This is a genomic window from Nitrosomonas sp., assembly GCF_021731985.1.
Lineage (GTDB): Bacteria > Pseudomonadota > Gammaproteobacteria > Burkholderiales > Nitrosomonadaceae > Nitrosomonas.
Genome location: NZ_JAKFWH010000003.1, coordinates 1 through 10,222, shown reverse-complemented (window position 1 = coordinate 10,222; position 10,222 = coordinate 1). Strand labels below are relative to the sequence as shown.

Sequence of the window (10,222 nt, the reverse complement as noted above, 5' to 3'; positions counted from 1 at the left end):
CGTGTCCGGACAACCACAGATAACTCTGGCCGTAATTCCTGAACATGTCTTAAAATTTTTAAAGCGGAAACAGTATCGGCATAACTGATAACCAAAACTTTTGCACGCATCAAACCGGCAGCAATTAATACTTCGCGTCGCGCCGCATCACCATAAACAACCGATTCTCCCGCGTTAGCCGCTTCATGTATGCGCTGCGGATCGAGATCCAAAGCAATAAAGGGTATCGATTCCTGCTCCAATATACGCGATATACTCTGCCCACTTCGCCCATAACCGCATATAATGACATGGCTTTGTGTCACCATAGTTTGCGCGGCAATGGAGGTTATCTGCATGGCTCGATACATCCATTCTGATCCGTAAAAACGGTGAACCACCGGTTCGCTATATTCAATCAGGAAAGGCGCAACAAACATCGATAAAACCATGGCCGCTAGGACGGGCTGAAGAACTGAGCTTTCGATCAATCCCATTGCGCCTGCTTGTGCCAGTAAAACAAACCCAAATTCCCCAGCTTGCGCCAAATTCATTCCTGTTCTAACCGCCACGCCAGAATCTGTTCCAAACCAGCGTGACAATCCTGCTATCACGATTATTTTCAATAGAATGAGCGCCGCTAGAATCACAAACACCCAAAGGAAGTTTTCTATCACTACTTGCATGTCTAATAACATGCCAATCGTGATAAAAAACAAACCCAATAAAATATCCCGGAAAGGCTTAATATCGTCTTCGACCTGATAGCGATATTCCGTTTCAGAGATAAGCATACCTGCAAGAAATGCTCCTAAAGCCAACGACAATCCTGCCAATTCGGTTAACCATGCAAGACCCAGGGTAATCAATAGCACATTGAGAACAAACAGCTCCGAGGACTTCTGGCGGGCAACCAAATGAAACCATGGACGCATTAACTTATGTCCTAAAAACAGGATAAATGTCAATACAGTGATTATCTTGAATAAAGCAATAGCAAGCATCAAACTAAAATCATTCGTATCGCTATCAACCTCGGTTGCCAACGCAGGAATAATAATCAGTAATGGGATAACTGCTAGATCCTGAAAAAGTAATACACCGATCACCTGCCTGCCATGTGTAGAATTGAGTTCAGCCCGCTCTGCCAGCATTTTGATCACAATAGCGGTAGAAGACATGGCCAAAGCGCCCCCTAATACAAGCCCGATACGCCAATCCAATCCAAGCGTCCATACGATCGCCATCACCAATAGAATGCTGAATATAACCTGTGCTGTACCAAATCCAAACACAATGCGCTTCATGGTCAACAATTTTGGCAGGCTGAATTCCAGACCGATGCTAAACATCAGAAATACCACCCCAAACTCCGCCAAATGACGAGTTTCATCGGTTTCAGGAATCCAGCCCAAAGCATGCGGCCCTATAACGACACCCGCCAGCAAATAACCCAACATGGGAGGCAAACGCAGCATACGAAAAACAACCACAGCCAAAACTGCGATGGCCAACAAGATGAGTACGGGTTGCAGAGGGTTAAGCATAAATCGTGAATGACCTATTTTAAATGTAGAAAAACGTAAGATACTTCAGGATCGGGCTCGCCACAATCTACTTAACCCGGATATTGCATGAATTGCACACGCCCTCACTTGTCTCTTGATTCCACGAGGAATTTGTCTCAGTCAGGTGTATGAATAACTACACCATTTCTTCGAAAAATCCCTTGTGAAACCAATATCATGCGTGATCATCGCGCGAATTCATGCAATATCCGGGTTAATACATAATGCTATAATGGCTTTGGATTAATACTTCATATAGAAATGCCAATACCACATCTGTCTACTGCCCTGCGCGGCCCTATCCTTGATCTTGAGAATCGCATCATTAATGCTATGCCAACCATTGAACATTGGTTAAGAACCAAATGGCGTGAGCACACGGTCCCTTTTTATTGCTCGGTCGACTTACGCAACAGCGGATTTAAATTGGCACCGGTTGATACGAATTTGTTTCCGGGCGGTTTTAATAACCTTAATCCGGAATTCATTCCGCTCTGTGTACAAGCGATGATGAGTGCCATCGAAAAGATATGTCCGGATGCTCATAGCATTCTTTTGATACCAGAAAATCACACCCGCAATACCTTCTACTTGCAAAATATCGCAACATTGCAAAGTATTATGCAGCATGCTGGCTTAAATGTACGCATTGGTACTTTATTACCCGAAGTTACGATCGCGACACAAATTGATCTTCCAGACGGGCAAACCATTACCCTTGAACCCATCATACGCAAAAACAATCAATTAGGCGTCAGCAACTTTGAGCCTTGTGCTGTACTCCTTAACAATGACCTGTCAACAGGTGTTCCGGAGATACTACAAAATCTGAATCAAATTGTTATTCCACCTTTACACGCAGGCTGGGCAACACGACGGAAATCCAATCACTTTGCCGCCTATGATCGAGTCGCGCAAGAATTTTCTGATTTGATCGGCATCGACCCTTGGTTGATCAATCCTCGTTTTACTTCATGCGGCGAAATTAACTTTCGCGAGAAACAAGGCGAAGAATGTGTAGCAAGTGCTATTGATCGAATTCTCTCGATTATTAAGAAAAAATATCAACAGTATGATGTCAAAGAAGATCCCTTCGTTATTGTCAAAGCCGACTCCGGTACTTATGGTATGGGGATAATGACGGTTAAAGATGGATCCGACATCTACAAGCTGAATCGCAAGCAACGCAACAAAATGGCTGTGGTTAAAGAAGGCTTACAAGTCTCAAATGTCCTGGTTCAGGAAGGTGTTTATACATTTGAAAATATTAACCAGGCGGTTGCAGAACCCGTCATTTACATGATCGATCGCTATGTTGTCGGCGGATTTTACCGGGTGCATACCGGGCGTGGTGTCGATGAGAACCTTAATGCTCCCGGCATGTATTTTGTTCCTCTGGCATTTGAAACTACATGCCTGGTTCCTAAAACCGCAGCACAACCCAATTCCATTCCAAACCGCTTCTATGCATACGGCGTTGTTGCGCGTCTGGCCCTGCTAGCCGCCGCGTTAGAATTAGAACAAGACCATTCTGAAATAAAAGCAGCACTTCCTGCCTAAAATTAGAATGAAACTCGCTTTTGTTATTGATCAATTGGATTCCATCAAAACCAGTAAAGACTCGAGTTTTGCAATGATCTGTGAAGCGGTTAGCAGAAACCATCAGATTCATGTGCTTTATCAGCAGGATATTGTACTGAACCAGAATATTGTTACAGGCTTTTCTCGCACACTGACTTTGACAGACGATCTTCAGGATAGACATTGGTTTAGAACAAGTAGTATTTCCGCAACGCCGCTCCATGAGTTTGATGCCATAGTAATGCGCAAGGATCCCCCGTTTGATCTGGAATATGTGTACAGCACGTATCTACTGGAATTGGCTGAATCCCAAGGCGCGGTAGTAATCAACAGTCCTCGCAGTATCCGCGATCACAATGAAAAGCTGGCGATTGCCAAATTTCCGCAATTCATCGCACCTACTCTAGTAACCAGCCAGCCTCATTTAATCAGAGAATTTCTCGGCAGCCATCAAGATATCATATTAAAGCCACTCGATGGCATGGGCGGTGCCAGTGTATTTCGTGTGCATAGCGCAGACCACAATATCAATGTGATTCTCGAAACGCTGACCCACTACGGAACACGAACAATCATGGCACAACGTTATATTCCTGAAATAGCTCAGGGAGACAAACGTATACTCCTCATTGCAGGAAAAGCTGTGCCCTATGCACTGGCGCGCATTCCGAAACCCGGTGAAACACGCGGCAATTTAGCCGCGGGCGGAACAGGAAGAACACAACCATTATCAGCGCGCGATCAGGAAATCGCAGAATTTCTCGGACCTGAATTAGTCAAATCAGGTTTAATGCTGGTAGGTCTGGATGTCATTGGTGATTATTTAACTGAAATCAACGTCACCAGTCCGACAGGTATGCAAGAAATAACAAAACTAACAGGATTTAATGTGGCCGGAATGATGCTGGATGCAATAGAGAACAGCATCAAATAATGCCCCGTCCCTACACAACAGCACATTCATGGCATCGCTTGCGAAATAATCGCCTGCTTGAGCTTGAATATCTCCGGCTGATTGAGTGTTTCCGTTTTCAGTAGCGCTTCAGCGGTCTGATCCAGCAAAGCGCGATTGGCCTGAAGTATATTGATTGCACGCTCCAGGGCCTGATCAACCAGCACACGCACCGCAATATCGATCTTGTTGGCAGTTTCTTCGCTGTAACTGCGATTCTGCGGCATCGGTATATTAGGTTGCAGGAAGGCAGATTGTTCCCGCTCATAAGCCACATTACCCAATGCCTCGCTCATGCCGTAGCGCAACACCATGGCGCGGGCGATGTCCGTGGCGCGCACCAGATCATCTGCCGCGCCGGTAGAAACCTCCTGAAATACCACTTGTTCTGCTGCTCGTCCGCCCAGCAATACTGCCATTTTATTGAGCAGTTCCACGCGTGTCATCAGAAAACGGTCTTCGGTAGGGCGTTGTATGGTGTAACCCAAAGCACCGACACCGCGCGGAATGATGGATACTTTGTGAATTTCATCGGTACCGGGTAATGCCAGCGCAACCATCGTATGCCCCAGCTCATGAAATGCTACCACGCGCCGCTCTTCAGGATTCAACAGCCGGTTACGTTTCTCCAGACCGGCTACGATACGCTCGATGGCATTATTGAAGTCGTCCATCGTCACCGATGCGGCTGCACGCCGCGTGGCAAGCAAAGTGGCTTCATTGATGAGATTCGCCAAATCTGCGCCGGTAAAACCCGGCGTTAAGGCGGCAATCTGCTCAATTTTGACATCCATATTCAACTTCACTTTTTTCGCATGCACCGTCAGAATTTGTTCTCGCCCGATTTTATCCGGCCGGTCCACCAACACTTGACGATCAAACCGGCCGGCACGCAGTAATGCCGGATCAAGAATTTCCGGCCGGTTGGTTGCCGCCAGCAATACAATCCCGCTGCTGGAATCAAAACCATCCAGCTCTGCCAGTAATTGGTTCAATGTTTGTTCTTTCTCATCATGTCCACCGCCCAATCCATAAGCGCCCCGTGCGCGGCCTAGCGCATCCAGTTCATCAATAAAAATAATTGCTGGCGCCATTTGACGCGCCTGTTCGAACAAATCACGCACTCTGGCTGCACCCACACCGACAAACATTTCAACAAATTCCGAGCCGGAAATAGAGAAAAACGGCACCCCGGCTTCGCCTGCCACAGCGCGTGCCAATAACGTTTTTCCGGTACCCGGCGGGCCCACCAATAAAATACCCTTCGGCGCGCGTCCGCCCAAACGGCCATAATCTGCCGGATTTTTCAGGAAATTGATAATTTCCACCAATTCCTCTTTCGCTTCATCTACGCCCGCCACATCATCAAAGGTCACCTTGGTTTCCTTCTCGACAAACACCTTGGCGTGGCTTTTTCCGATCGACATCAATCCGCTACCCATGCTACTGCCCATACGACGGATGACAAACAGCCAGATACCGACGAAAATCGCTGTTGGCACAATCCAGGAAAGTAAATCGCGCACCCAAGTACTTTGTACCACACCGGTATAAACCACATTGTGCTTGTCCAGCACTTCGGCTAGATCTGGTTCCACCCGTGTGGTAACAAAATCCTTAAATCCGTCTGCGTTTTTTTCTTTCAGCGTCCCAAAGATCTGGTGCTCGGTAATCGCAATCTCGGCCACACTCCCCTGCTCCAGCAAATGCTGAAAACGGCTGTATGGAATGGGTTCTACTTGCGTGTATTGCGAATACAGATTCTGTATCAACAGCAACCCCAATATCGCCACGATGACAAACCAGAAATTAATTTGTGATTTTTTATCCATTGATTGGCCTTTAATAAATGTATATGGGTAATCAGTAGTGCTCGGAAATTCAGTTATATAACAGATCAATCCGGAATAGGAAATATATGTTTAGGGGTGTCGCCGATTTGAATGTGAATTCTTAGCGAAACCAGGGGGTTTCCTACGTGGTTTTCTCATCATTCGATCAGGTAAATTGGTATTCGCACAACTCCTGGAGTATTTACACCCTTTCACACATTCCCCCGCTGTGCGCGGTGTTAACTTTCTATATACCCACCAATATTTTTTCACATTTCGATCAATCTCTCCGCATGGCTTCCGCGCAACTGACTTACCGCGAGAGTCCACTCATTGTGCTTTTCTCACGGTTTATTTACAGCCAACAGTGATATCTTTTGGCCGCATTCCGATCTGATCCGAATCTTGGAAGACACCTTAAATACACAAAATATTCCCCCTAGGCTGCGCGCAGAGGCAGCAATTGAAGCTGAAAAGTTTTTCTTGCAAGCCTTTAATAATGGTGAGCATGAAAAAATTGACTCAGTGCTGACAGCATTGGTTGGAGCATATTTAACTTTTATCTGCCTGTGTATTGCGTCCCAGGGAAATCAGGAAATTTTTACTACTGCCCCGTCTCTGGGTAAAGAACGTACCTTTAGCTGGCTGAATCTTGACACCGGTTCAGTAAAAGACACGAGCGCCTCATACGCACCGAAGAGACTTGGACTTGGACTTGGACTTGGACTTGGGCTTGGATTTACATCACCGCGACGACCCGCACGATTTAGCGCGAAGACTGGAATTCCATTACACCCCCAAGCACGTTAGTTGGCTGAACATTGCCGAAATCGAGCTGGCTATGTTGTTCAACATGCGGCTGACACAACGCATTCCAGACAAAGATCATCTGCGCCGTGAAGTAGAGACAAATATCAATACCCGCAATGCCAAAGCGACTTCCGTCAATTGGCGCTTCACCTCTCAGGATGATCGTCGCAAACTGGCACGTTTGTATCCTCGTTTTTCAACGTGACTGACTACTAGATTAAGCCGTGTTTCAGGAAACCCCGCCCAAGTGGCGGGTTTTTTTGTGATTGGATAGTGACTACTGACAAAGTGCAATACAGCACAGTTATCTGGAGGAAGCAGTAATCAAAAACTGAGTAAATCCATGAGGCAACCGAGAAATCCTGCAGAGTCCGTACGATGACAAAAGAACCAAACACTGACCATGAACGCGATCATTGATAATACCAGTAATGTAGCAGGCACCATTAAACCTTTTTGTTCATATTTGGCCTTAATTGTCTTGGCAATATCGTCATAGGATTTCTCGGATACATCTATTTTCGCCCCGGATATTTCAGGAATCTCAGGCGTTTGATTATTTGCCACTCTGTTTTTTGGCTCTGTTTTCTTGGTAATAGATGATACGGGTTTTTCTTTCGCAAGCGGCGGCGCTGTTTCCGGAACAGTACTATCGGTTATTTGCTCGGCTGCTTGTTGCGATTCCTGTTTTTTTCTTTCTCGGTTGTTGAGCAAGATGATGTAATGAAACACATCGGTAACCAATCCCATTCTCTGTGTCGCTTCATAGATATCTTGCGCGTCGACGATTGGTTTGTCTCGTTCATACGCGACATTGAATGATCTATCACACAGAGAATTAATCGTCCGTGGTGTTCCGCCGGAGCTAAATGCGATCGAAAGTGCTTCCCATCCGGTATCTGAAATCAGGTTGGGAGCGCCACCGGCTACTTGAATGCGATGCGTGATATATTTCAGTACTCTATCAACATTCATTTTTCCCAGTGTTTCAAGCGCAGCAATCCGCTGTTTAAAGGGCGCCATCTCCGGTTTGTTGATCATTTCCATCAATTCTTCCTGACCGAGAAGTAGTAGCTGGATGAGTTTCGTCGATCCTTCTTCAAGATTGTTCAGTAAACGAATGCCGTTGACAACATCTTCTGACATCAGGTGCGATTCATCCATGATGACCAGGCATTTTTTTCCTTCAGAATTTATTTTTAACAACGCATTTCTGATATCCCGCATTACAAAGGTTTTCTCAGATGATGTAGGTTTTAATCCCAGCTCTTGCGCGAGAAACAGATACAGATCAGAGCTGTTGGCAGGCGGTTCAGCCATCCAGATTACCTTGATGGCTTCGGGAAAGTCAGATTTTATCATCTGGCTGAGGGTAGTCTTGCCGGAGCCGATTGGTCCGGTTACGACGATTAAGCCTCGACCGCTTTGTAAAGATCCGGATATTTGTTTGCGGATACGGGCATGATCTCCCTGATCATAAAAGAACATTGGATCCGGTACATTCTCGAATGGAAGTAAATTAAGATTAAAGTGCTGTGCGTACATGTGCATTAATTTTTTCCTTCTTGCGGCATTAGTTTTACTTCGACTCTACGGTTTTTTGCTCTGCCTTCTTCGGTCGTGTTGGAAGATATCGGGCGAGTATCACCATAACCAGTGACTGATATCCGGTTCTTCGAGATGCCGTGTAACACCAAGATGTTTGCGATGGCTTTAGCGCGGCGCAACGATAAATCCATATTGTCACTACCTGGTTTACCGGTCGGTACATTGTCGGTATGCCCTTCTATAAGAATACGGCTGTCAGGAGATGATGATATCTCTTTGACCAAATTTTCAATCGTAGCGTAAGTAACATCTTGGATAATATCCTGACCGGAAAGAAATGTTTTGCCACCAAATATTGTCAGGGTCCGCGATTGAGATCTAGTATCGACAGTTTTATTGTCTGTAAGAACGCTATCAGTTGTTGCCGGTTGGTTTTCAAACTGGGTATTTGCTTTTTCCTCATCTTTAACAAGCGCCTTGCTGGTATCCTGATCCTCAACTGAATAATTTAAGGCATCGGTGGTTGGTACATGCGCAGGAACAGGAACAGGTGGTGCCGGCATAGGCATTATTTCTGACCGGTAATCTTGATAAGCCGTTGCGTAAACAGGAAGTTTTAGCGCCTTAAACGTGACAATGGCCGTCAGGGAAAAAAATATAACAGACAGTCCAATAATAATAGAACGCATCATAAAGTACTCGATTTAATATGTATTTAAACTTAAGCGGATACTAACGGACTAAAATCGAAATATTTTAACGCATTGAACAATGCTTTGCTCATCTGAATGGAATCCATCCATAAAGGCCTTGAATTTAGAGATAGTCGCAAATCATTCTATGACTGTGCGGCGGTTCTGTCTCTCGCGTATTACGAGCCAGTCAGTTTGTATTACCCAGTGTAAATTTCGCCTCAAATGAGTTAATCGAAGTAAAGTGCCATACTTTGTTAAGGGCATCTCTAAAGATCCAAATTTCGTCACAACACTTTGTTACTCGGAAAATGTTTCCTTACATATCATGCATATGCTGCGTAACTATTTTTTGCTCATGCCTTGTGTTGTTTAGAACCTTGACTTTTTAGAAGCGCCCTTAAATATATCTTATTTGATCCAGTAAATTTTGTAGAGAGAGAGTTTGATTAAATATGTGGCTTTATAGATATAATGAATTTAGAGAAAATGGCTTTTATATTTCTCATACCTGCAATAGGAATCCAGCCTGCCTCATAATGATATTGAGATTGATAGCATGGCAACAATTACAACGCCTTTGTCACACCTTATTCAGACCGATACTGATATTAGTCGATTATTAAACCGGTGCAACTCCCAATCTCTGCAGATTTTAACTTGCCGAACTGAGTTCTCAAGTTAATAACCGGTCAATCCTGGCTTTTCCGGGAGTAATAACAGGAAAATGTTGTGGGGTGCATGCAATAACAGGCGTATCTTTAGCAATATCCACAACCGAGTTCAATAAAGTTTGCGCTGATAGGAACCGTCACAGATCTTCAATAACTGAAATCCACAAACTCAAAGGGAGAATGATTTTGAACCAGAAATCAAACAGTAATGCCATCGGCACTGATGAGAAAATCATTTCCGGCTCCAATGGTTGGTTGATGTTGATGATATTACTGCCGGTACTCTTGTTTGCAGTATTTCTCGTTGCTACGCCGGGCGGTCCTATCAAGCTAGTCGGTGGCGCAGCGTTGCTGGCATTGACGCTATTTCTCTGCAAAGGTTTTTTTACGCTCGAACCGAATCAAGCAGCCGTGATGATTTTCTTCGGTAGTTATGCCGGAACCGTATGCGAGAGCGGCTTCTTTTGGGTCAATCCGTTTTATCGCAGAACAAGCGTGTCATTGCGTATCAATAATTGGAACACGCCGGTTCTGAAAGTGAACGATGAACGCGGTAGTCCGATTGAAATTGCCGCAGTTATCGCAT

The 10,222-nt window shown here is 45.1% G+C and carries 9 protein-coding genes; 5 read left to right on the top strand and 4 right to left on the bottom strand.

The window, feature by feature from the left end; translation table 11 throughout:
- Window positions 1–1,526, bottom strand: a 1,526-nt coding sequence (locus QZ942_RS00165; RefSeq protein ID WP_292992456.1) for a monovalent cation:proton antiporter-2 (CPA2) family protein, incomplete at its 3' end; no start/stop codon positions are given.
- Between the two features lie 282 nt (window positions 1,527–1,808).
- Here QZ942_RS00165 and gshA point away from each other — a divergent pair.
- Together gshA and gshB are read left to right on the top strand one after the other, a co-directional pair.
- A complete protein-coding gene (gene gshA, locus QZ942_RS00160; protein ID WP_292992454.1) occupies window positions 1,809–3,107 on the top strand; it encodes a glutamate--cysteine ligase in 1,299 nt (432 codons plus the stop codon).
- A 7-nt stretch (window positions 3,108–3,114) separates the two neighbouring features.
- The gene (gene gshB, locus QZ942_RS00155) at window positions 3,115–4,062 is read left to right on the top strand and encodes a glutathione synthase (protein WP_292992452.1); all 948 of its coding nucleotides are present in this window, start codon (window positions 3,115–3,117) and stop codon (window positions 4,060–4,062) included.
- A gap of 26 nt (window positions 4,063–4,088) precedes the next feature.
- On the opposite strand, the gene ftsH is transcribed toward gshB, so the two are convergent.
- The gene (ftsH, locus tag QZ942_RS00150; protein WP_292992450.1) at window positions 4,089–5,912 is read right to left on the bottom strand and encodes an ATP-dependent zinc metalloprotease FtsH; all 1,824 of its coding nucleotides are present in this window, start codon (window positions 5,910–5,912) and stop codon (window positions 4,089–4,091) included.
- A 405-nt stretch (window positions 5,913–6,317) separates the two neighbouring features.
- On the opposite strand from ftsH, the gene QZ942_RS00145 reads away from it, so the two are divergent.
- Together QZ942_RS00145 and QZ942_RS00140 are read left to right on the top strand one after the other, a co-directional pair.
- Window positions 6,318–6,722, top strand: coding sequence for a hypothetical protein (locus QZ942_RS00145; RefSeq protein WP_292992449.1), 405 nt, complete (start codon window positions 6,318–6,320; stop codon window positions 6,720–6,722).
- Window positions 6,723–6,753: 31 nt separating this feature from the next.
- Window positions 6,754–6,927, top strand: a complete 174-nt coding sequence (locus QZ942_RS00140) for a hypothetical protein (RefSeq protein WP_292992448.1) — start codon at window positions 6,754–6,756, stop codon at window positions 6,925–6,927.
- A 119-nt stretch (window positions 6,928–7,046) separates the two neighbouring features.
- Here QZ942_RS00140 and QZ942_RS00135 read toward each other — a convergent pair whose 3' ends face one another.
- Complete coding sequence (locus tag QZ942_RS00135; RefSeq protein WP_292992447.1) at window positions 7,047–8,267, bottom strand: AAA family ATPase; 1,221 nt, start codon at window positions 8,265–8,267, stop codon at window positions 7,047–7,049.
- Window positions 8,268–8,272: 5 nt separating this feature from the next.
- The gene (locus tag QZ942_RS00130) at window positions 8,273–8,962 is read right to left on the bottom strand and encodes an OmpA family protein (protein ID WP_292992444.1); all 690 of its coding nucleotides are present in this window, start codon (window positions 8,960–8,962) and stop codon (window positions 8,273–8,275) included.
- Window positions 8,963–9,822: 860 nt separating this feature from the next.
- Between QZ942_RS00130 and QZ942_RS00125 the strand changes: the two genes are divergently transcribed.
- Window positions 9,823–10,222: SPFH domain-containing protein (locus QZ942_RS00125; protein ID WP_292992442.1), on the top strand; the 400-nt coding region annotated here is incomplete at its 3' end.